Genomic DNA, 17,328 nt, shown 5'->3' on the forward strand with positions numbered 1-17,328 from the left:
AGAGACAGACCACGGGAGGCCAACACGTCCTTGATCTCAGTCAGGGACTTCTTACCGAGGTTAGGAGTCTTAAGCAACTCAACTTCGGTACGCTGTACCAGATCACCAATATAGTGGATAGCTTCTGCCTTCAGACAGTTCGCAGAACGAACTGTCAGCTCCAAATCATCGACAGGACGCAGCAGAATCGGATCAAACTCGGGTTTCTCTTCTTTCTTCTCGGGCACGCTGACATCGCGCAGATCCACGAAGGCTTCCAGTTGCTCGGCCAGAATGGTGGCAGAACGACGGATGGCCTCTTCAGGATCCAGGGTACCATTGGTCTCCATGTCGATGACCAGCTTGTCCAAGTCGGTACGCTGCTCCACACGTGCTGCCTCAACATTGTAGGCAATACGAACGATGGGGCTGAACGCGGAGTCCAGCAGCAGGCGACCGATAGGACGCTCTTCATCATCGTTGTGAACACGAGCAGAAGCAGGCACATAACCACGACCGCGCTGAACTTTCAGGCGCATGCTGATTTCAGCATTGGCACCAGTCAGGTGGCAGATTACATGCTCCGGGTTTACGATCTCGACTTCATCACCGTGAGTGATATCACCAGCGGTAACGGGGCCTGTTCCAGACTTGGTCAGGGACAGAGTTACCTCGTCCTTGCCTTCCAGCTTCACAGCGATACCTTTCAGGTTGAGCAGGATTTCAAGAATGTCTTCCTGTACACCTTCTTTGCTGCTGTACTCATGCAGTACCCCGTCAATTTCGACTTCAGTAACTGCACAACCGGGCATAGAAGACAGCAAAATACGACGCAGGGCGTTGCCCAGCGTGTGACCAAAGCCACGCTCGAGTGGCTCAAGAGTCACTTTCGCATGAGTCGGGCTAACTTGCTCGATGTCAACTAGCCGCGGTTTAAGAAAATCTGTTACAGAACCCAGCATTGTGTCCTCTCTTTAGAAGCTAGCTTTACTTGGAGTAAAGCTCGACGATCAGCTGTTCGTTAATGTCGGCAGACAGGTCGGAACGCTCCGGCAGGCGCTTGAAGGCACCTTCCATTTTAGCGGCATCAACCTCTACCCAAGTCGGCTTCTCGCGCTGACCAGCAACCTCAAGGGCAGCTTTGATACGCGCTTGCTTCTTAGCCTTCTCACGAACGCAGATCACGTCCTCAGGGGAAACCTGGAAAGAAGGAATGTTCACAACGCGACCGTTGACCATGATGGCCTTGTGGCTCACCAGCTGACGAGACTCAGCACGGGTAGCGCCGAAGCCCATACGGTAAACAACGTTGTCCAAACGACCTTCCAGCAGCTGCAACAGGTTTTCACCGGTGTTACCCTTTTGACGGGCAGCGTCGCGGTAGTAGTTGCGGAACTGTTTTTCCAATACGCCGTAGATACGACGAACTTTTTGTTTCTCGCGCAGCTGAACACCGTAGTCAGACAGACGCGCTTTACGCGCACCGTGTTGACCAGGAACGGTGTCAATCTTGCACTTAGAATCAATCGCACGAACACCAGACTTCAGGAAGAGGTCGGTGCCCTCACGACGGCTAAGCTTAAGCTTAGGACCGATATATCTTGCCATCTTCTTTCTCCAACAATCCTAGACCAAGTAGCTAAACGCGTTACACGCGGCGCTTCTTGGGAGGACGACAACCGTTGTGCGGGATCGGAGTCACATCAGTAATGTTAGTGATGCGGAAACCAGCCGCGTTCAGAGCGCGGATGGAAGACTCACGACCGGGACCCGGACCTTTGACCATGACTTCCAGGTTCTTCACGCCGTATTCTTTGGCGATCTCACCAGCGCGCTCAGCAGCTACCTGGGCAGCAAACGGAGTGGACTTACGGGAACCACGGAAACCGGAACCACCAGAGGTAGCCCAAGACAGAGCATTGCCCTGACGGTCAGTAATGGTCACGATTGTGTTGTTGAAAGATGCATGAACGTGCGCAATACCGTCGCTCACTTGCTTTTTAACGCGCTTGCGAGCACGAGTCGGAGTTTTAGCCATTTTCTACCTTCCCGTTACTTCTTGATAGCCTTGCGCGGACCCTTACGGGTACGAGCGTTGGTCTTGGTACGTTGACCACGAACAGGCAGGCTACGACGGTGACGCAAACCACGGTAGCAACCCAGATCCATCAAACGCTTGATGTTCATGGAAATCTGACGACGCAGGTCACCTTCAACGGTGAATTTACCTACTTGTTCACGCAGACTCTCGATCTGAGCTTCGTCCAGGTCTTTAATTTTCACATTCTCAGCGATACCGGCTGCGGCACAGATGGCCTTGGAGCGGGTACGACCGACGCCATAAATAGCAGTCAAAGCGATGACGGCATGCTTATGGTCAGGAATGTTAATGCCAGCGATACGGGCCACTATTCACTCCTACATATAGTAGATTACGACCACCACAAAGCCCGTGAGCGGATACGTGGCGGTCAACCAATACACAACAAAAGTTGGCTGGCTATATTAGCCAGCACAACTATTTGTTGCAAGTACTAACCGTAAAAAATTAGCCTTGGCGTTGCTTATGCTTAGGCTCGCTGCAAATCACACGCACCACACCGTGACGCTTGATGATTTTGCAGTTACGGCAGATTGCCTTAACGGAAGCACGAACTTTCATTGCTTAACTCCGTAACTACGCCGACCTTTAGCGGCCGTAGCCCTTCAGGTTGGCCTTCCTCAGGACATCACCATATTGATGAGACATCATATGGGTCTGAACCTGAGCCATGAAGTCCATGATAACTACCACGATAATCAGCAGCGAAGTGCCACCGAAGTAGAACTGTACGTTCCAGGCAGTCATCAGGAACTGGGGTACCAGACAGATAAAGGTTATATAGAGTGCACCTGCCAATGTCAGGCGAGTCATAACCTTATCGATATAACGTGCTGTCTGCTCGCCCGGGCGAATCCCCGGGATAAAGGCTCCACTCTTCTTCAGGTTGTCTGCTGTCTCGCGCGGATTGAACACCAGCGCAGTATAGAAGAAGCAGAAGAAGATAATGGCTGCTGCATACAGCATCTCGTAAAGCGGTTGACCCGGCTGCAGGACCATAGAGACCTGCTGCAGAATATCAGCAACTTTACCCTCACCCTGACCAAACCAAGAGGTGATGGTCCCCGGGAACAGGATGATACTGGATGCGAAAATCGCAGGAATCACACCAGCCATATTTACTTTCAACGGCAGGTGTGTGCTTTGCGCTGCGAATACCTGGCGGCCTTGTTGACGCTTGGCATAGTTCACGACGATACGACGCTGACCACGCTCCACGAACACCACAAAGTAAGTCACTGCGAAAACAATCAAGCCCAGCAACAACAACAGCAGGATGTGCAATTCCCCTTGACGTGCCTGTTCGGCCGTAGCGCCAATGGCATGCGGCAGACCGGCAACGATACCCGTGAAAATAATCAGCGAAATACCATTACCAATCCCACGCTCGGTAATCTGCTCACCCAACCACATCAAAAACATGGTACCGGTGACCAGACTCACAACGGCTGTGAAGTAGAAGCCAAGACCCGGATTAGTCACGAGTCCCTGCATCATGTTCGGCAGACCGGTTGCGATACCAATGGCCTGGAAAGTTCCCAAAACCAGCGTGCCCCAACGGGTATATTGGCTAATCTTGCGACGGCCGGATTCACCTTCTTTCTTGAGTTCAGCAAGAGCGGGGTGAACCACTGTCAGCAGCTGGATAATAATCGATGCCGAAATGTACGGCATGATCCCCAACGCAAGAATAGAAGCACGCGAGAGTGCACCACCACTGAACATGTTGAACATCTCAATGATGGTGCCCTTCTGTTGCTGGAACAACTCGGCCAGTACGGCGGCGTCAATACCAGGAATCGGCACATAAGAGCCTGCACGGAAAACGATAATCGCCCCGAGAACGAAGAGCAGACGGCTCTTCAGTTCACTCAGACCACCCTGTGCTTTAACATCCAATCCTGGTTTCTTAGCCATTGTACTGATTATTCCTCGATTTTACCGCCAGCGGCCTCGATGGCTGCGCGTGCACCTTTGGTGACGGACAGACCACGAACAGTCACAGCACGGTCAATGTTGCCAGACAGAACAACTTTAGCGAACACGATGTTTTTGGTAACAACACCGGCTTGCTTCAGAGTGCTCATATCGACCACATCACCTTCTACCAGGGCGATTTCGTTCAGGCGCACTTCGGCAGAAACCAAAGATTTGCGAGAAAAGAAACCGAACTTCGGCAGACGGATTTTCAAAGGCATCTGACCACCCTCGAAACCGTTGCGGACTTTACCGCCACCGGAACGAGAGGTTTGACCTTTCACACCACGACCACCAGTCTTGCCCAGACCGGAACCGATACCACGGCCCGGACGGTGCTTAACGCGCTTGGAACCAGCGGCCGGAGACAGAGTATTCAGACGCATGCTTAGCCCTCCACCTTAACCATGTAGTAAACCTGGTTGATCATACCGCGTACGCAAGGAGTATCTTCCAGCTCAACGGTGTGACCAATGCGACGCAGGCCCAGACCACGCAGAGTCGCCTTATGCTTGGGCAGACGGCCGATAGAGCTGCGAGTTTGAGTTACTTTTACAGTGTTAGCCATGTCACATTACCCCAGAATTTCTTCAACGCGCAGACCACGCTTGGCGGCGATCTGTTCCGGTGATTGACCGTGAACCAGAGCGTCTACAGTAGCGCGAACGACGTTGATTGGGTTGGTGGAACCGTAGGTCTTGGCCAGCACGTTGTGGATACCAGCAACTTCCAGAACGGCACGCATAGCGCCGCCTGCGATGATACCAGTACCTTGGGAGGCCGGCTTCATGAACACGGTAGAACCGGAGTGAACACCTTTCACCGGGTGGTGCAGGGTGCCGTTGTTCAGCTCAACCTTGTTCAGGTTACGCTTGGCCTGTTCCATTGCTTTTTGAATAGCAGCCGGAACTTCACGGGCCTTACCATAACCGTAACCTACACGGCCGTTACCATCACCCACCACGGTCAACGCGGTGAAGGACATGATACGACCACCTTTAACAGTTTTCGAAACACGGTTTACTGCAATCAGCTTTTCTTGCAGTTCGCCGGCTTGAGATTCGACTTTAGCCATCTTCGACTCCTAGCTTAGAACTGAAGACCAGCGTCACGTGCAGCAGCTGCCAGAGCAGCGATGCGACCGTGATACTTGAAACCGGAACGATCGAAAGATACGTTCTGAACGCCTTTGGCAATAGCACGCTCAGCGATAGCTTTACCTACAGCGGTAGCAGCGTCTGCATTACCGGTGTATTTCAGAGCTTCACTGATGGCTTTCTCTACTGTGGAAGCAGAGGCCAGAACTTCGGAACCGTTGGCTGCAATAACCTGCGCATAGATATGACGCGGGGTACGGTGCACAACCAGACGGGTGGCTCCCAGTTCCTGCATCTTTTTCCGAGCACGAGTAGCACGACGGAGACGAGCTGCTTTCTTGTCCATAGTGTTACCTTACTTCTTCTTAGCTTCTTTAGTACGCACTTGCTCGTTGGCATAGCGTACACCCTTGCCCTTGTAGGGCTCCGGAGCGCGGTAAGCACGGATATCGGCGGCGACTTGGCCAACCAGCTGCTTGTCAACGCCACGCAGAACAACTTCAGTCTGGGACGGGCACTCAGCGGTTACACCAGCCGGCAGCTCATGCTCTACCGGGTGAGAGAAGCCCAGAGCCAGCGCGACAGCATTGCCCTTGATGGAGGCTTTGTAACCTACACCAACCAGCTGCAGCTTACGCTCGAAGCCTTGGGTAACACCGATTACCATGTTGTTGACCAATGCACGGGCAGTACCGGCCTGAGCGTCAGCACCAGCGATGCCGTCGCGCGGGGCGAACTTCAGTACATTGTCTTCTTTGGTCACTTCTACAGCGGCGTGGATAGAACGAACCAGGGAACCTTTACCACCTTTGATGGACAGTTCCTGACCGTTCAGAGTCACTTCTACGCCAGCAGGAATAGTGACGGGTGCCTTAGCAACGCGAGACATTTCCGACCTCCTATTAAGCGACGTAGCAGATGATCTCACCACCCATGCTTGCTTTGCGAGCAGCACGGTCGGTCATCACACCTTTAGACGTGGACACGATAGCAACACCGAGACCACCCATTACTTTCGGCAGATCGGTAGTGCGCTTGTAAATACGCAGGCCAGGACGGCTCACGCGTTGGATCAGTTCTACAACCGGCTTGCCCTGGAAATATTTCAGTTCAATTTCCAGTTCCGGCTTCACGTCACCAGCTACGTTGTAGCCAGCGATGTAACCTTCTTCTTTCAGCACTTTGGCAATAGCCACTTTCAGCTTGGAAGAAGGCATGGAAACCGCAACTTTGCTCGCCGCCTGACCGTTACGGATGCGGGTCAGCATATCCGCGATCGGATCTTGCATGCTCATAGTCTAACTCCCGAGATTCTTTACCAAGAGGCCTTTTTCAGGCCCGGAATTTCGCCCTTCATGGCATGCTCACGCACCTTGATGCGAGACAGGCCAAACTTGCGCAGGAAACCGTGCGGACGACCAGTAATATTGCAACGGTTACGCTGGCGGGACGGACTGGAATCACGGGGCAGCTGTTGCAGTTGCAGAACAGCATCCCAACGCGCTTCTTCAGAAGCGTTCATGTCAACGATGATAGCTTTCAGCTCGGCACGCTTGGTCGCGTACTTGGCTACCAGCTTGGCACGCTTTGCTTCGCGCGCTTTCATGGATGTTTTAGCCATAACCCTAACCTTACTTGCGGAATGGGAAGTTAAAGGCAGCCAGCAGAGCACGGCCTTCTTCATCGGTATTCGCGGAAGTGGTGATGGTGATATCCAGACCACGGACGCGATCGACTTTGTCATAGTCGATTTCCGGGAAGATGATCTGCTCACGCACGCCCATGGAGTAGTTACCACGACCGTCGAACGCTTTAGCGTTCAGGCCACGGAAGTCACGGATACGCGGTACGGAGATGCAGATCAGCCGTTCCAGGAACTCCCACATACGCTCGCCACGCAGGGTTACTTTACAACCTATCGGGTAGCCTTCACGAATCTTGAAGCCCGCAACAGATTTGCGAGCTTTGGTGATCAGCGGCTTCTGACCGGAAATGGCAGCCATGTCGGCAGCAGCATTTTCCAGCAACTTCTTGTCAGAGATCGCTTCACCAACACCCATGTTCAGGGTGATTTTCTCGATCCGAGGGACTTGCATGATAGTCTTGTAACCGAACTGCTTGGACAGTTCATTTACTACATCGGATTTGTAGTAATCATGCAGTTTCGCCATCGTTAAACTCCAATTACTTCACAAGTTCGCCGGTGGATTTGAAGAAACGAACTTTCTTGCCGTCTTCAATCCGGAAACCAACGCGGTCAGCTTTGCCAGTGGCAGAGTTGAACAGCGCTACGTTAGATACATCGATGGGGGCTTCTTTGGTGACGATACCGCCAGCCTGACCCAGTGCGGGTACCGGCTTCTGGTGCTTCTTCACCTGGTTGATGCCTTCCACGATTACCTTACCTTTGGCAATCAGGACCTGGGTGACTTTGCCACGCTTGCCCTTGTCTTTGCCGGTAAGAACAATCACTTCGTCTTCGCGACGGATTTTAGCTGCCATCGTTCGACTCCTTACAGTACTTCGGGTGCCAGGGACACAATCTTCATGAACTTCTCATTACGCAGTTCACGGGTCACCGGGCCAAAAATACGAGTACCGATTGGCTGTTGGTTGTTGTTAAGCAACACAGCCGCATTGTTGTCGAAACGGATGACAGAGCCGTCCGGACGACGAACGCCTTTACGGGTGCGTACGACCACCGCGTTATACACATCACCTTTCTTCACTTTACCGCGAGGAATGGCTTCCTTGATGGAAACCTTGATGATGTCGCCGATGCCGGCGTAACGGCGGTGCGAGCCACCCAGAACCTTAATACACATTACACTGCGAGCGCCGGAGTTGTCGGCAACACCCAGCATACTTTGCATCTGGATCATCTTAGTGCTCCGCTTTGTTTACTTCTTATCCCCAACGGGATCTGGCTGCCTTCAAAAGGCGCGAAACTATAACACAGGATTTTTAGAAAAGGTAGCCTAAAAAACAAACGGCCCCTGGAAGGGGCCGTTTGGGCAAAAAAGTACCGATTAGGCCTTTTCTACGACAGCAACCAGGGTCCAGGACTTGGTCTTGGACAGCGGGCGGCACTCGCGGATTTCCACGAGATCGCCAGCTTTGCACTCGTTGTTTTCGTCATGTACGTGCAGCTTGGTAGTACGCTTGATGATCTTACCGTAGATCGGGTGCTTTACCTTGCGCTCGATGGCAACAGTGATGGACTTGTCCATCTTGTCGCTGATTACACGACCCTGCAGAGTACGGATTTTGTCAGTCATTACGCACCTGCCTTCTCAGTCAGTACAGTCTTGATACGTGCGACGTCACGACGCACTTGTTTCAGAGTGTGAGTCTGAGCCAGCTGGCCGGTGGATGCTTGCATGCGCATGTTGAATTGCTCACGCAGCAGGCCCAGCAGTTCCTGGTTCAGTTCTTCGACGCTCTTTTGACGCAGATCTTGGGCTTTCATCACATCACCGTCTTAATTACGAAAGTGGTCTGAACAGACAGCTTAGCTGCGGCCAGGGCAAACGCTTCACGCGCCAGAGCCTCAGGTACACCGTCCATCTCGTACAGAACCTTGCCAGGCTGGATCGGGCAAACCCAGTATTCCACGTTACCCTTACCTTTACCCATACGAACTTCCAGGGGCTTCTCGGTGATGGGCTTGTCCGGGAACACACGGATCCAGATCTTACCTTGACGCTTAACGTGACGGGTCATGGCACGACGGGCTGCTTCGATTTGACGAGCAGTCAGCTGACCACGAGATGTCGCCTTCAGGCCAAAGGTACCGAAGGATACTTCGTTACCAGAGTTGGCCAGACCGCGGTTACGACCTTTGTGGGTCTTGCGGAATTTAGTACGCTTAGGTTGCAACATTTACCGAATCTCCTTACTTGGCAGCGCGGCGCTTGTTGTCACGCTTGGGCTTCGCAGGAGCTTGCTCTTGAGCAGCGGCAGCGTTGACAGCAGCCAGACCACCCAGAACTTCGCCCTTGAAGATCCAAACTTTAACGCCGATCACACCGTAAGTGGTGTGGGCTTCAGAAGTTGCGTAGTCAATGTCGGCACGCAGGGTGTGCAAAGGCACACGACCTTCACGGTACCATTCGGTACGCGCGATTTCAGCGCCGCCCAGACGACCGGAAACTTCCACTTTGATGCCCTTGGCACCCAGGCGCATGGCGTTCTGTACGGCGCGCTTCATAGCACGACGGAACATTACACGACGCTCCAGCTGGGAAGTGATGCTGTCGGCAACCAGTTTGCCATCCAGCTCCGGCTTGCGGACTTCGGAAATGTTGATCTGAGCAGGCACGCCAGCAATTGCGGCTACAGCTTTGCGCAGTTTCTCAACGTCTTCGCCTTTCTTACCGATCACAACACCCGGACGAGCAGTGTGAATGGTCACACGGATGCTCTTGGCCGGACGCTCGATGGTGATCTTGGACAAGGACGCGTTTTTCAGTTCCTTGGTCAGGAACTGGCGTACTTGAAAATCGCTGTACAGGTTGTCAGCGAAGTCTTTGGTGTTCGCGAACCAGGTAGAATTCCAAGGCTTGGTAATACCCAGGCGAATGCCATTAGGATGTACTTTCTGACCCATTGCTTATCTCCCAGCCTTAGCGTCGGATACCACTACAGTGATGTGAGCGGTACGCTTGAGGATACGATCCGCGCGACCTTTGGCACGAGGACGGATACGCTTCATGGAGGGACCTTCGTCAACCATGATAGTGGCAACACGCAGTGCGTCGATGTCGGCGCCTTCGTTGTGCTCAGCGTTGGCAATGGCAGATTCCAGCACTTTCTTCACCAGAACAGCAGCCTTTTTCGGGCTGAAGGTCAGGATGTTCAGAGCCTTGTCTACGGACAGACCACGTACTTGATCGGCTACCAGACGAGCTTTCTGGGCAGAAGTACGGGCATAACGGTGTTTAGCGATAGCTTCCATCATTTATCCCTTAGCGCTTCTTAGCCTTCTTATCAGCAGCATGGCCGCGATAAGTACGAGTAGGTGCGAATTCACCCAGTTTGTGACCGATCATTTCTTCGGTAACGAAAACCGGAACGTGCTGACGACCATTATGGACAGCGATGGTCAAACCGATCATGTTCGGGATGATCATTGAACGACGGGACCAGGTTTTAACCGGCTTTTTATCCCCGCTTTCCACCGCTTTCTCTACCTTCTTCAGCAAGTGCAGGTCGATAAATGGACCCTTCTTGAGAGAACGTGGCATGGTGATTCCTCTATGTTAACAATTACTTGTTACGACGACGTACGATGTACTTGTCGGTACGCTTGTTCTTACGGGTCTTGAAGCCTTTAGCCTTCTGGCCCCATGGGGACACAGGCTGCATGCCCTTGTTACGACCCTCACCACCACCGTGCGGGTGGTCTACCGGGTTCATCGCCATACCGCGAACGGTCGGACGAATACCACGCCAGCGGTTTGCACCGGCTTTACCCAGTTGACGCAACATGTGCTCGGAGTTACCAACTTCACCGATGGTGGCGCGGCACTCGGCCAGAACTTTACGTACTTCGCCGGAACGCAGACGCAGAGTTACATAGTTACCTTCACGAGCCAGGATCTGGATGAAAGTACCAGCGGAACGAGCCAGCTGGGCACCTTTACCAGGCTTCATCTCAACGGCGTGAACGGTAGAACCGACCGGGATGTTGCGCATCGGCAGGGCGTTACCTACCTTGATGGCTGCATCAGCACCAGAAGCGATAGCGTCACCAGCTTTCAGGCCTTTCGGAGCCAGGATGTAACGACGCTCACCGTCTGCGTACAACACCAGAGCGATGTTCGCGGTACGGTTCGGATCGTATTCCAGGCGTTCTACTTTGGCCGGGATACCGTCTTTGTCGCGCTTGAAGTCGACGATACGGTAGTGTTGCTTGTGACCACCGCCGATGTGACGGGTGGTGATGCGGCCGTTGTTGTTACGACCACCGGACTTGTCTTTCTTGTCCAGCAGAGCTGCAAAGGGCTTGCCCTTGTACAGGTCTTGGTTGACGATCTTGACGACGTGGCGGCGGCCCGGAGAAGTAGGCTTGCACTTAACGATTGCCATTTTTCAGAACTCCTCTTACTCGGCTGCGCCCATGAAGTCGATGTCCTGACCAGCTTTCAGGGTCACATAAGCCTTTTTCCAATCGGAACGACGGCCTACGCGTGCACCTGCGCGCTTGGTCTTACCCTTCATGTTCAGGGTACGGACGGTCTCAACTTCGACCTCGAACAGTTTCGCAACTGCAGCTTTGACTTCCGCCTTGGTGGCATCAACAGCAACTTTGAACACGATAGTGTTCTGCTTTTCTGCAACCATGGTGCTCTTTTCAGAGATGTGCGGAGCCTTCAGAACTTTCAGCAGACGCTCTTCACGGATCATGCCAGCATCTCCTCGATTTGCTTAACTGCGTCAGCAGTCATCAGAACCTTGTCGAAAGCGATCAGGCTGACCGGGTCGATACCGGCAACGTCACGCACGTCAACTTTGTACAGGTTACGAGCAGCCAGGAACAGGTTCTCATCGACTTCAGCAGTCACGATCAGAACGTCAGACAGTTCCATTTCTTTCAGCTTGGCGATCAGTTCTTTGGTTTTCGGAGCTTCGATGCCGAACTTCTCAACAACGATCAGGCGCTCTTGACGTACCAGCTCGGACAGGATGCTACGGATAGCGCCGCGGTACATCTTCTTGTTTACTTTCTGGCTGTGATCTTGCGGCTTAGCAGCAAAAGTCACACCACCGGAACGCCAAATGGGCGAACGGATGGAGCCAGCACGGGCACGACCAGTACCCTTCTGACGCCACGGCTTTTTGCCGCCACCAGACACTTCAGAGCGAGTCAGCTGCGCACGAGTACCCTGACGGGCACCAGCGGCATAAGCAACGACAACCTGGTGAACCAGAGCTTCGTTGAATTCGCGCCCGAAGGTAGTCTCGGAAACTTCAAGAGCGCTCTTGGCGTCTTTCATTACCAATTCCATTACTATCTCCTCAGACGTTACGCTTTGACGGCAGGTTTAACGATCACGTTGCCGTTGGTTGCACCCGGTACTGCACCTTTGATGAGCAGCAGGTTGCGTTCAGCGTCAACACGAACCAGTTCCAGGTTCTGAGTCGTTACACGCTCAGCACCCATGTGACCAGCCATCTTTTTGCCCTTGAATACACGGCCCGGGGTCTGGTTTTGACCGATGGAGCCAGGTACACGGTGGGACAGAGAGTTACCGTGGGTCATATCCTGGGTGCGGAAGTTCCAGCGCTTAACAGTACCGGCAAAACCTTTACCCTTGGATGTGCCGGTAACGTCTACCAGCTTAACGTCAGCGAGAAGATCTACTTTCAGCTCGCTACCAACAGTGAAAGTTTCACCGTTGTTCAGGCGGAATTCCCACAGACCGCGACCGGCTTCTACACCAGCTTTGGCGAAGTGGCCTGCTTCCGGCTTGGTTACACGGCTAGCTTTCTTGGAGCCAGTGGTAACCTGAATAGCGTTGTAGCCGTCGGTTTCTACAGATTTGACCTGAGTTACACGGTTAGCTTCAACTTCGATAACAGTCACCGGGATAGAGACGCCATCTTCAGTGAAGATGCGAGTCATACCCACTTTGCGACCTACAAGACCGATTGTCATTGTTATCAACCTCTTTCCGTAATTAACCCAGGCTGATCTGGACGTCTACACCAGCTGCCAGATCCAGACGCATCAGGGCGTCTACGGTCTTGTCAGTCGGCTCAACGATGTCTACCAGACGCTTGTGAGTGCGGATCTCGTACTGATCACGCGCGTCTTTGTTAACGTGCGGGGAGATCAGGACGGTGAAACGCTCTTTGCGAGTCGGCAGCGGGATAGGACCGCGAACCTGCGCGCCAGTGCGCTTAGCAGTTTCAACGATTTCCGCAGTGGATTGATCAATCAGGCGATGATCAAAAGCCTTCAGGCGGATACGGATTCTTTGGTTCTGCATTGACAGAGCTCCAATAGATAAAAGAACATAAATCAACACCGCCCGACCGAGATTACTCCCGCCAGAGGTGTGATTTTTCACGTTTCCTCCCATATCGGGAGGACTGTATGGCTGGTGCCCGTAACCGGGGAAACTCAGCAAGCAGACATATCGTCTGGCTTACCTCATGGGTAAGCGGAGGGGATTATACGGATTTTTCAAATTTGCGCAAGGGAAAGCGAACAGATTGTGCGCAATTTTATGTGACAGATGGATCTCGCACTAACCTGCTCGTTTGGCGCACGAACGGGAGCCACGACAACCTCGCAAGCTGGCTGATACACTGGCCCCCGCCTTCGTCAACGGAACGACTTTCAATGCTTAAAGATCAAAAGAAAGCCTATCAGTACGGACTCTGCGCCGTGGCCCTCTGGTCGACGGTCGCCAGTGCCTTCAAGGTCTCCCTCACCTATTTCGAACCGGTTCAGTTGCTGCTGGTTGCCGCCTTCACCTCGACGCTGACGCTGACCGCCATCGTTGCCAAACAAGGCAAGCTGGCACTGCTGCGGGATTACATCAAAGCTCGCCCCCTCTACTATCTGGCGCTTGGAGTACTGAACCCTTTCCTCTATTACCTGCTGCTGTTCAAAGCGTACGACCTGTTGCCGGCCCAGCAGGCACAGACCCTCAACTACACCTGGGCCATTACGCTCAGCCTGCTGGCCGTCCCCTTCCTCGGCCAGAAGCTGCGCCGCCGCGATGGCGTCGCCATCGTGCTGGGCTACTTCGGTGCCCTGGTGATCGCCACCAGGGGGGATGTCTTCTCCCTGCAGTTTGATAGCCCGCTCGGGGTGACGCTGGCACTGGTGTCCACCCTCATCTGGGCCAGCTACTGGATCCTCAATACCCGTAATCAGGGGGATCCCGTCGTCAGCCTGCTGCTCGGTTTCATCATCAGCCTGCCGTTCATTGTCGTGGCGACCTGGCTGCTCTCCGATTTCGCCATGACCGCCTGGCAGGGATGGGCAGGCGCCATCTATGTGGGGCTGTTCGAGATGGGGTTCGGCTTTGTGCTCTGGTTGATGGCCTTACGCCATGCCACCAACACGGCCCCCATCAGCAACCTCATCTTCATTTCCCCCTTTGCCTCCCTGGTGCTGCTCAACCTGCTGATCGGCGAGACTATCCACCCGGCAACCCCTATCGGGCTGGCGCTGATCGTGGCGGCATTGCTGATCCAGCAGCTGAAATACGGCAAGCGCTATCGCAAGGCGAGCGAACCTCAAGCCTGATAATGCAAGGGGCGTATCACTCGATACGCCCCCTTTTCAATCCATCCACTCCTGCGGCTGATGCTTCGGCAAGCGGATCTCCACCTGCAGCCCTCCCCACTCCGAGCACCCCAGCCGGATGGTACCGTGATGCTGGGCCACGATCCGGGCGACGATGGCGAGCCCAAGGCCGCTCCCCCCTGCGGTGCGCGCCAAATTGCCCTGGGTAAATGGCTTGAGCACTCGAAAGTGGTCCTGCTCCGGGATCCCGGGCCCATCATCAGAGAGGCGCAAGCGCACCCAGTGGCCATCATCCTTCAACTCGCCAAGCAGCCGGGTTGCTCCATAGCGTAATGAGTTACCCGACAGGTTACTCAGCACCCGGCGCATGCTGACCGGATTACACGCCACCCTCACCGCCTCTTCCGGCAGGGCCAGCTCGACCTCCAGCCCCTGCTCGGCATGCATCAGCAAGGCATCGTGCACCAGCTGGGTCAGGTCGACAGGGTCTAGGTTCTTCACCTCGTCCGGACGGATGTAGTCGATGAACTGATCAATGATGGCGTTGGATTCGTCGATATCGGCGTTGATGCTCTCCTTGAGGTACTCATCCCCGGACGACATCATCTCGGTCGCCAGCCGAATGCGGGTCAGCGGCGTGCGCAGATCGTGGGAGACACCGGCCATCATCAGGTTGCGCTCCTCAATCAACCCCTTGATGGAGCTGGACATGTGGTTGAAGGTGCGGGTCAACCGACGCACCTCCCGCGATCCCTGCTCCCCGAGCGCATCGGGGAAGTTACCCCGCGCCACCGAGACAGCCCCGGCTTCCAGATCTTCCAGCGGCCGCACCAGCTGGCGAGCGAAACGCCAGGCGGCAAACAGGGTGATCACCAGCAAGACGCTCATGTAGAGGATCAGCGGCTCTATGTCATCGTCCTCGATCTCGGTCAGGGGAATACGCACCCAGATTTTGCTGGCCTGAGGTGGCTGGATCCAGATGATGTAGTGATCCTGGATCTCGACCCGCACCTTGGTCGGGCCACCCAGCTCCTCGCTGATGTTCTCTGCCAGATAACGATAGGGCTTGGACTCCTTGAGCCCATGTTGTTCCGCCTCGCTCTGGGTGTAGATGTCGCTACCGGTCGCCACATAGACCAGCGCCTCGGCATCGTCGCTCAACTCCAGCTGGTTGCTCTCGACCGGAAAAATCAGTTTGACCTGATTGGCCAGTAAGTGGCTGATCTGCTTGACGGTCGGCGCCAGCAGATAGTTGTAGAAAGTGGCATAGGAGACGATCTGATAGACCACCAGCACGGCAGCCAGAAACCAGAGCATGCGGGAGAACATACTACCCGCTTTTTTCATGTGCGTTCACCGTCCGGGACGAAGACGTAACCCAATCCCCAGACAGTCTGCAGATAGCGAGGCTGGGCCGGATCCTGCTCCAGCATGCGCCGCAAGCGGGAGACCTGCACGTCTATGCTGCGCTCGGTCGCCGTGTATTCGCGCCCCCTGGCCAGATTCATCAATTTGTCGCGGGAGAGCGGCTCGCGAGGGTGACTGACCAGCACCTTGAGCACCGCAAACTCTCCGCTGGTCAGGGCCATGGGCTCGCCATCACGACTCAGCTCCCGGGTCGCCAGATTGAGCTGGTAACCGCCAAAGCTGACCACTTTTTCGGCCGTAGAGGGCGCCCCCGGCAACTCGATGGTGTGGCGGCGCAGCACGGCGCGGATCCGGGCCAGCAGCTCGCGCGGATTGAACGGCTTGGGCAGATAGTCGTCGGCCCCCATCTCGAGCCCGACGATGCGATCCACTTCATCCCCCTTGGCGGTCAGCATCAGCACAGGGATCTGGTTGCCCCCCTCGCGCAGACGACGGCAGATGGAGAGGCCATCTTCGCCCGGCAGCATCAGATCGAGCACCATCAGGCTGAAATTTTCGCGCGTCAGCAGACGATCAGCCTGCTCACCATTGGCCACACCGCGCACCACGAACCCCTGTTCGGTCAGGTAGCGCTCTAGCAGGGAGCGTAATTTCAGATCGTCGTCCACAACCAGGATCTTGTATTGCTGCTGACTCATCGCTTTGCCTCTCAATATCATCTGCCTCAATACTAGGGGCCGTCAGTACGGGAGAAAAGCATAAATGTGTTACCGGTTATTACCTGGAACCTACTTCCCCACCGGGACAAAGTAAACTCAGCCCCCTGGCCACGGACCACGATTTCCCTCGACAGCAGGATGACAAAAGCTAATATTCCCGTGCAGTTAGACTCGACCTCCTCCATTTGACCAGATCACGGATCACCATGAAGACAAAGCTGATCACCCGCGAAGGTTATAACAAGCTGAAGGAAGAACTCGATTTCCTGTGGCGTCAGGAGCGCCCCGAGGTCACCAGGAAGGTGGCATGGGCGGCCAGCCTGGGGGATCGCAGCGAAAATGCTGACTACCAGTACAACAAGAAGCGGTTGCGAGAGATCGACAGGCGGGTGCGCTATCTGCGTAAATGTCTGGAGGAGCTGGGGATCGTCGACTATTCCCCGGCCCAGGAGGGCAAAGTCTTCTTCGGCGCCTGGGTGGAGGTGGAGAGCGAAGAAGGCGAGATCAAGCGCTTTCGCATCGTCGGCTATGACGAAATCTTCGGTCGCAAGGATTACATTTCTATCGACTCCCCCATGGCCCGCGCCCTGCTCAAGAAAGAGGTCGGCGACGAGGCCATTGTGCGCACGCCGGTCGGTGATGCCTGCTGGTATGTCAACGAAATCAGCTACACCAAGTAGCACGCAGGGGAAGGAGCCACTTCCCCTAATCTTGTTTCCCCTTCCCCAGCCGGTGACATATCTCCCAATCAGCTCGAAGCGACGACGCCCGATCCCGGCGTGACAGGGTGGCATCCACCTGCGTGACCCCATATAGTGCTCA

At 54.6% G+C, this 17,328-nt stretch carries 31 protein-coding genes (1 of these 31 cut by a window edge); 2 read left to right on the forward strand and 29 right to left on the reverse strand.

What is annotated here, in order from left to right; genetic code table 11:
- The 27 genes from LA321_RS05275 to rpsJ all read right to left on the reverse strand — a co-directional run.
- Nucleotides 1–941 carry the 5' portion of a DNA-directed RNA polymerase subunit alpha gene (locus tag LA321_RS05275; RefSeq protein ID WP_005307997.1) on the reverse strand. 49 nt of this gene lie to the left of the window's left edge, so the window shows 941 of its 990 coding nt (coding positions 1–941); its start codon is at nucleotides 939–941; its stop codon lies beyond the left edge, outside the window.
- 25 nt (nucleotides 942–966) lie between these two features.
- Nucleotides 967–1,587, reverse strand: coding sequence for a 30S ribosomal protein S4 (gene rpsD / locus LA321_RS05280; protein WP_005307996.1), 621 nt, complete (start codon nucleotides 1,585–1,587; stop codon nucleotides 967–969).
- A 40-nt stretch (nucleotides 1,588–1,627) separates the two neighbouring features.
- Nucleotides 1,628–2,017 carry a 30S ribosomal protein S11 gene (gene rpsK / locus LA321_RS05285; RefSeq protein ID WP_005319702.1) on the reverse strand — a complete coding sequence of 130 codons (390 nt, stop codon included), beginning with the start codon at nucleotides 2,015–2,017 and terminating at the stop codon, nucleotides 1,628–1,630.
- Nucleotides 2,018–2,031: 14 nt separating this feature from the next.
- Nucleotides 2,032–2,388, reverse strand: a complete 357-nt coding sequence (gene rpsM / locus LA321_RS05290) for a 30S ribosomal protein S13 (protein WP_005307991.1) — start codon at nucleotides 2,386–2,388, stop codon at nucleotides 2,032–2,034.
- A gap of 139 nt (nucleotides 2,389–2,527) precedes the next feature.
- A complete protein-coding gene (rpmJ, locus tag LA321_RS05295; RefSeq protein ID WP_005319705.1) occupies nucleotides 2,528–2,641 on the reverse strand; it encodes a 50S ribosomal protein L36 in 114 nt (37 codons plus the stop codon).
- A 27-nt stretch (nucleotides 2,642–2,668) separates the two neighbouring features.
- Nucleotides 2,669–3,997: a preprotein translocase subunit SecY gene (gene secY, locus LA321_RS05300; RefSeq protein ID WP_026456047.1), complete on the reverse strand. Its 1,329-nt coding sequence runs from the start codon at nucleotides 3,995–3,997 to the stop codon at nucleotides 2,669–2,671.
- An 8-nt stretch (nucleotides 3,998–4,005) separates the two neighbouring features.
- Nucleotides 4,006–4,443 carry a 50S ribosomal protein L15 gene (rplO, locus tag LA321_RS05305; RefSeq protein WP_026456046.1) on the reverse strand — a complete coding sequence of 146 codons (438 nt, stop codon included), beginning with the start codon at nucleotides 4,441–4,443 and terminating at the stop codon, nucleotides 4,006–4,008.
- Nucleotides 4,444–4,445: 2 nt separating this feature from the next.
- Entirely contained in the window at nucleotides 4,446–4,625 is a 180-nt protein-coding gene (rpmD, locus tag LA321_RS05310; protein WP_005307985.1) for a 50S ribosomal protein L30, read from the reverse strand.
- A 6-nt stretch (nucleotides 4,626–4,631) separates the two neighbouring features.
- Nucleotides 4,632–5,132: a 30S ribosomal protein S5 gene (rpsE, locus tag LA321_RS05315; protein ID WP_005342686.1), complete on the reverse strand. Its 501-nt coding sequence runs from the start codon at nucleotides 5,130–5,132 to the stop codon at nucleotides 4,632–4,634.
- Between the two features lie 14 nt (nucleotides 5,133–5,146).
- The gene (gene rplR / locus LA321_RS05320) at nucleotides 5,147–5,500 is read right to left on the reverse strand and encodes a 50S ribosomal protein L18 (protein WP_005340606.1); all 354 of its coding nucleotides are present in this window, start codon (nucleotides 5,498–5,500) and stop codon (nucleotides 5,147–5,149) included.
- A 9-nt stretch (nucleotides 5,501–5,509) separates the two neighbouring features.
- Nucleotides 5,510–6,043: a 50S ribosomal protein L6 gene (rplF, locus tag LA321_RS05325; RefSeq protein WP_026456045.1), complete on the reverse strand. Its 534-nt coding sequence runs from the start codon at nucleotides 6,041–6,043 to the stop codon at nucleotides 5,510–5,512.
- Between the two features lie 13 nt (nucleotides 6,044–6,056).
- Entirely contained in the window at nucleotides 6,057–6,449 is a 393-nt protein-coding gene (gene rpsH / locus LA321_RS05330) for a 30S ribosomal protein S8 (protein WP_010672564.1), read from the reverse strand.
- Nucleotides 6,450–6,469: 20 nt separating this feature from the next.
- Nucleotides 6,470–6,775, reverse strand: coding sequence for a 30S ribosomal protein S14 (gene rpsN / locus LA321_RS05335; protein ID WP_005340609.1), 306 nt, complete (start codon nucleotides 6,773–6,775; stop codon nucleotides 6,470–6,472).
- 10 nt (nucleotides 6,776–6,785) lie between these two features.
- Nucleotides 6,786–7,325, reverse strand: coding sequence for a 50S ribosomal protein L5 (gene rplE / locus LA321_RS05340; RefSeq protein ID WP_005331162.1), 540 nt, complete (start codon nucleotides 7,323–7,325; stop codon nucleotides 6,786–6,788).
- A gap of 13 nt (nucleotides 7,326–7,338) precedes the next feature.
- Nucleotides 7,339–7,656, reverse strand: coding sequence for a 50S ribosomal protein L24 (gene rplX / locus LA321_RS05345; RefSeq protein WP_005307977.1), 318 nt, complete (start codon nucleotides 7,654–7,656; stop codon nucleotides 7,339–7,341).
- An 11-nt stretch (nucleotides 7,657–7,667) separates the two neighbouring features.
- Nucleotides 7,668–8,036, reverse strand: coding sequence for a 50S ribosomal protein L14 (gene rplN / locus LA321_RS05350; protein WP_005307975.1), 369 nt, complete (start codon nucleotides 8,034–8,036; stop codon nucleotides 7,668–7,670).
- Between the two features lie 147 nt (nucleotides 8,037–8,183).
- Complete coding sequence (gene rpsQ, locus LA321_RS05355) at nucleotides 8,184–8,432, reverse strand: 30S ribosomal protein S17 (RefSeq protein WP_005307966.1); 249 nt, start codon at nucleotides 8,430–8,432, stop codon at nucleotides 8,184–8,186.
- On the reverse strand, nucleotides 8,432–8,623 hold the full coding sequence (rpmC, locus tag LA321_RS05360) for a 50S ribosomal protein L29 (protein WP_005307965.1): 192 nt from the start codon (nucleotides 8,621–8,623) through the stop codon (nucleotides 8,432–8,434). Before rpmC ends, rpsQ begins: the two co-directional genes overlap by 1 nt.
- Entirely contained in the window at nucleotides 8,623–9,036 is a 414-nt protein-coding gene (gene rplP, locus LA321_RS05365; RefSeq protein WP_005307963.1) for a 50S ribosomal protein L16, read from the reverse strand. The genes rpmC and rplP overlap by 1 nt, the downstream gene beginning before the upstream one ends.
- Nucleotides 9,037–9,049: 13 nt before the next feature.
- Nucleotides 9,050–9,763: a 30S ribosomal protein S3 gene (gene rpsC / locus LA321_RS05370; protein ID WP_005331168.1), complete on the reverse strand. Its 714-nt coding sequence runs from the start codon at nucleotides 9,761–9,763 to the stop codon at nucleotides 9,050–9,052.
- A 3-nt stretch (nucleotides 9,764–9,766) separates the two neighbouring features.
- Nucleotides 9,767–10,111: a 50S ribosomal protein L22 gene (gene rplV, locus LA321_RS05375; RefSeq protein WP_005319741.1), complete on the reverse strand. Its 345-nt coding sequence runs from the start codon at nucleotides 10,109–10,111 to the stop codon at nucleotides 9,767–9,769.
- 10 nt (nucleotides 10,112–10,121) lie between these two features.
- Nucleotides 10,122–10,400 (reverse strand): 30S ribosomal protein S19, encoded by a 279-nt coding sequence (gene rpsS, locus LA321_RS05380; RefSeq protein ID WP_005307960.1) that lies wholly within the window; start codon nucleotides 10,398–10,400, stop codon nucleotides 10,122–10,124.
- 22 nt (nucleotides 10,401–10,422) lie between these two features.
- The gene (rplB, locus tag LA321_RS05385) at nucleotides 10,423–11,244 is read right to left on the reverse strand and encodes a 50S ribosomal protein L2 (RefSeq protein ID WP_026456043.1); all 822 of its coding nucleotides are present in this window, start codon (nucleotides 11,242–11,244) and stop codon (nucleotides 10,423–10,425) included.
- Between the two features lie 15 nt (nucleotides 11,245–11,259).
- Nucleotides 11,260–11,562, reverse strand: coding sequence for a 50S ribosomal protein L23 (rplW, locus tag LA321_RS05390; RefSeq protein ID WP_005307955.1), 303 nt, complete (start codon nucleotides 11,560–11,562; stop codon nucleotides 11,260–11,262).
- The gene (gene rplD, locus LA321_RS05395; protein ID WP_005307949.1) at nucleotides 11,559–12,164 is read right to left on the reverse strand and encodes a 50S ribosomal protein L4; all 606 of its coding nucleotides are present in this window, start codon (nucleotides 12,162–12,164) and stop codon (nucleotides 11,559–11,561) included. Before rplD ends, rplW begins: the two co-directional genes overlap by 4 nt.
- Nucleotides 12,165–12,181: 17 nt before the next feature.
- Nucleotides 12,182–12,814, reverse strand: a complete 633-nt coding sequence (rplC, locus tag LA321_RS05400; RefSeq protein ID WP_005307947.1) for a 50S ribosomal protein L3 — start codon at nucleotides 12,812–12,814, stop codon at nucleotides 12,182–12,184.
- Between the two features lie 22 nt (nucleotides 12,815–12,836).
- Nucleotides 12,837–13,148 (reverse strand): 30S ribosomal protein S10, encoded by a 312-nt coding sequence (rpsJ, locus tag LA321_RS05405; RefSeq protein ID WP_005307944.1) that lies wholly within the window; start codon nucleotides 13,146–13,148, stop codon nucleotides 12,837–12,839.
- A gap of 356 nt (nucleotides 13,149–13,504) precedes the next feature.
- Between rpsJ and LA321_RS05410 the strand changes: the two genes are divergently transcribed.
- Entirely contained in the window at nucleotides 13,505–14,419 is a 915-nt protein-coding gene (locus LA321_RS05410; RefSeq protein ID WP_026456042.1) for a DMT family transporter, read from the forward strand.
- Nucleotides 14,420–14,455: 36 nt separating this feature from the next.
- Here LA321_RS05410 and envZ read toward each other — a convergent pair whose 3' ends face one another.
- Complete coding sequence (envZ, locus tag LA321_RS05415; protein ID WP_042070558.1) at nucleotides 14,456–15,766, reverse strand: two-component system sensor histidine kinase EnvZ; 1,311 nt, start codon at nucleotides 15,764–15,766, stop codon at nucleotides 14,456–14,458.
- Complete coding sequence (gene ompR, locus LA321_RS05420) at nucleotides 15,763–16,485, reverse strand: osmolarity response regulator transcription factor OmpR (protein ID WP_026458451.1); 723 nt, start codon at nucleotides 16,483–16,485, stop codon at nucleotides 15,763–15,765. The genes envZ and ompR overlap by 4 nt, the downstream gene beginning before the upstream one ends.
- Before the next feature lie 227 nt (nucleotides 16,486–16,712).
- Between ompR and greB the strand changes: the two genes are divergently transcribed.
- Nucleotides 16,713–17,186, forward strand: coding sequence for a transcription elongation factor GreB (greB, locus tag LA321_RS05425; RefSeq protein WP_042027321.1), 474 nt, complete (start codon nucleotides 16,713–16,715; stop codon nucleotides 17,184–17,186).
- Nucleotides 17,187–17,328 lie beyond the last annotated feature (142 nt).

Origin of the sequence: Aeromonas enteropelogenes (genome assembly GCF_020097295.1) — a bacterium.
In the GTDB taxonomy this organism is placed as follows: domain Bacteria; phylum Pseudomonadota; class Gammaproteobacteria; order Enterobacterales; family Aeromonadaceae; genus Aeromonas; species Aeromonas enteropelogenes.

What these genes read in the sequence shown, in the direction of transcription:
- rpsD (WP_005307996.1), bottom strand. Translation starts at nt 1,587, where the DNA reads ATGGCAAGATATATCGGTCCTAAGCTTAAGCTTAGCCGTCGTGAGGGC.
- rpsK (WP_005319702.1), bottom strand. Translation starts at nt 2,017, where the DNA reads ATGGCTAAAACTCCGACTCGTGCTCGCAAGCGCGTTAAAAAGCAAGTG.
- rpmJ (WP_005319705.1), bottom strand. Translation starts at nt 2,641, where the DNA reads ATGAAAGTTCGTGCTTCCGTTAAGGCAATCTGCCGTAACTGCAAAATC.
- secY (WP_026456047.1), bottom strand. Translation starts at nt 3,997, where the DNA reads ATGGCTAAGAAACCAGGATTGGATGTTAAAGCACAGGGTGGTCTGAGT.
- rplO (WP_026456046.1), bottom strand. Translation starts at nt 4,443, where the DNA reads ATGCGTCTGAATACTCTGTCTCCGGCCGCTGGTTCCAAGCGCGTTAAG.
- rpmD (WP_005307985.1), bottom strand. Translation starts at nt 4,625, where the DNA reads ATGGCTAACACTGTAAAAGTAACTCAAACTCGCAGCTCTATCGGCCGT.
- rpsE (WP_005342686.1), bottom strand. Translation starts at nt 5,132, where the DNA reads ATGGCTAAAGTCGAATCTCAAGCCGGCGAACTGCAAGAAAAGCTGATT.
- rplR (WP_005340606.1), bottom strand. Translation starts at nt 5,500, where the DNA reads ATGGACAAGAAAGCAGCTCGTCTCCGTCGTGCTACTCGTGCTCGGAAA.
- rplF (WP_026456045.1), bottom strand. Translation starts at nt 6,043, where the DNA reads ATGTCTCGCGTTGCTAAGGCACCCGTCACTATTCCTGCTGGCGTAGAA.
- rpsH (WP_010672564.1), bottom strand. Translation starts at nt 6,449, where the DNA reads ATGAGCATGCAAGATCCGATCGCGGATATGCTGACCCGCATCCGTAAC.
- rpsN (WP_005340609.1), bottom strand. Translation starts at nt 6,775, where the DNA reads ATGGCTAAAACATCCATGAAAGCGCGCGAAGCAAAGCGTGCCAAGCTG.
- rplE (WP_005331162.1), bottom strand. Translation starts at nt 7,325, where the DNA reads ATGGCGAAACTGCATGATTACTACAAATCCGATGTAGTAAATGAACTG.
- rplX (WP_005307977.1), bottom strand. Translation starts at nt 7,656, where the DNA reads ATGGCAGCTAAAATCCGTCGCGAAGACGAAGTGATTGTTCTTACCGGC.
- rplN (WP_005307975.1), bottom strand. Translation starts at nt 8,036, where the DNA reads ATGATCCAGATGCAAAGTATGCTGGGTGTTGCCGACAACTCCGGCGCT.
- rpsQ (WP_005307966.1), bottom strand. Translation starts at nt 8,432, where the DNA reads ATGACTGACAAAATCCGTACTCTGCAGGGTCGTGTAATCAGCGACAAG.
- rpmC (WP_005307965.1), bottom strand. Translation starts at nt 8,623, where the DNA reads ATGAAAGCCCAAGATCTGCGTCAAAAGAGCGTCGAAGAACTGAACCAG.
- rplP (WP_005307963.1), bottom strand. Translation starts at nt 9,036, where the DNA reads ATGTTGCAACCTAAGCGTACTAAATTCCGCAAGACCCACAAAGGTCGT.
- rpsC (WP_005331168.1), bottom strand. Translation starts at nt 9,763, where the DNA reads ATGGGTCAGAAAGTACATCCTAATGGCATTCGCCTGGGTATTACCAAG.
- rplV (WP_005319741.1), bottom strand. Translation starts at nt 10,111, where the DNA reads ATGGAAGCTATCGCTAAACACCGTTATGCCCGTACTTCTGCCCAGAAA.
- rpsS (WP_005307960.1), bottom strand. Translation starts at nt 10,400, where the DNA reads ATGCCACGTTCTCTCAAGAAGGGTCCATTTATCGACCTGCACTTGCTG.
- rplB (WP_026456043.1), bottom strand. Translation starts at nt 11,244, where the DNA reads ATGGCAATCGTTAAGTGCAAGCCTACTTCTCCGGGCCGCCGCCACGTC.
- rplW (WP_005307955.1), bottom strand. Translation starts at nt 11,562, where the DNA reads ATGATCCGTGAAGAGCGTCTGCTGAAAGTTCTGAAGGCTCCGCACATC.
- rplD (WP_005307949.1), bottom strand. Translation starts at nt 12,164, where the DNA reads ATGGAATTGGTAATGAAAGACGCCAAGAGCGCTCTTGAAGTTTCCGAG.
- rplC (WP_005307947.1), bottom strand. Translation starts at nt 12,814, where the DNA reads ATGACAATCGGTCTTGTAGGTCGCAAAGTGGGTATGACTCGCATCTTC.
- rpsJ (WP_005307944.1), bottom strand. Translation starts at nt 13,148, where the DNA reads ATGCAGAACCAAAGAATCCGTATCCGCCTGAAGGCTTTTGATCATCGC.
- LA321_RS05410 (WP_026456042.1), top strand. Translation starts at nt 13,505, where the DNA reads ATGCTTAAAGATCAAAAGAAAGCCTATCAGTACGGACTCTGCGCCGTG.
- envZ (WP_042070558.1), bottom strand. Translation starts at nt 15,766, where the DNA reads ATGAAAAAAGCGGGTAGTATGTTCTCCCGCATGCTCTGGTTTCTGGCT.
- ompR (WP_026458451.1), bottom strand. Translation starts at nt 16,485, where the DNA reads ATGAGTCAGCAGCAATACAAGATCCTGGTTGTGGACGACGATCTGAAA.
- greB (WP_042027321.1), top strand. Translation starts at nt 16,713, where the DNA reads ATGAAGACAAAGCTGATCACCCGCGAAGGTTATAACAAGCTGAAGGAA.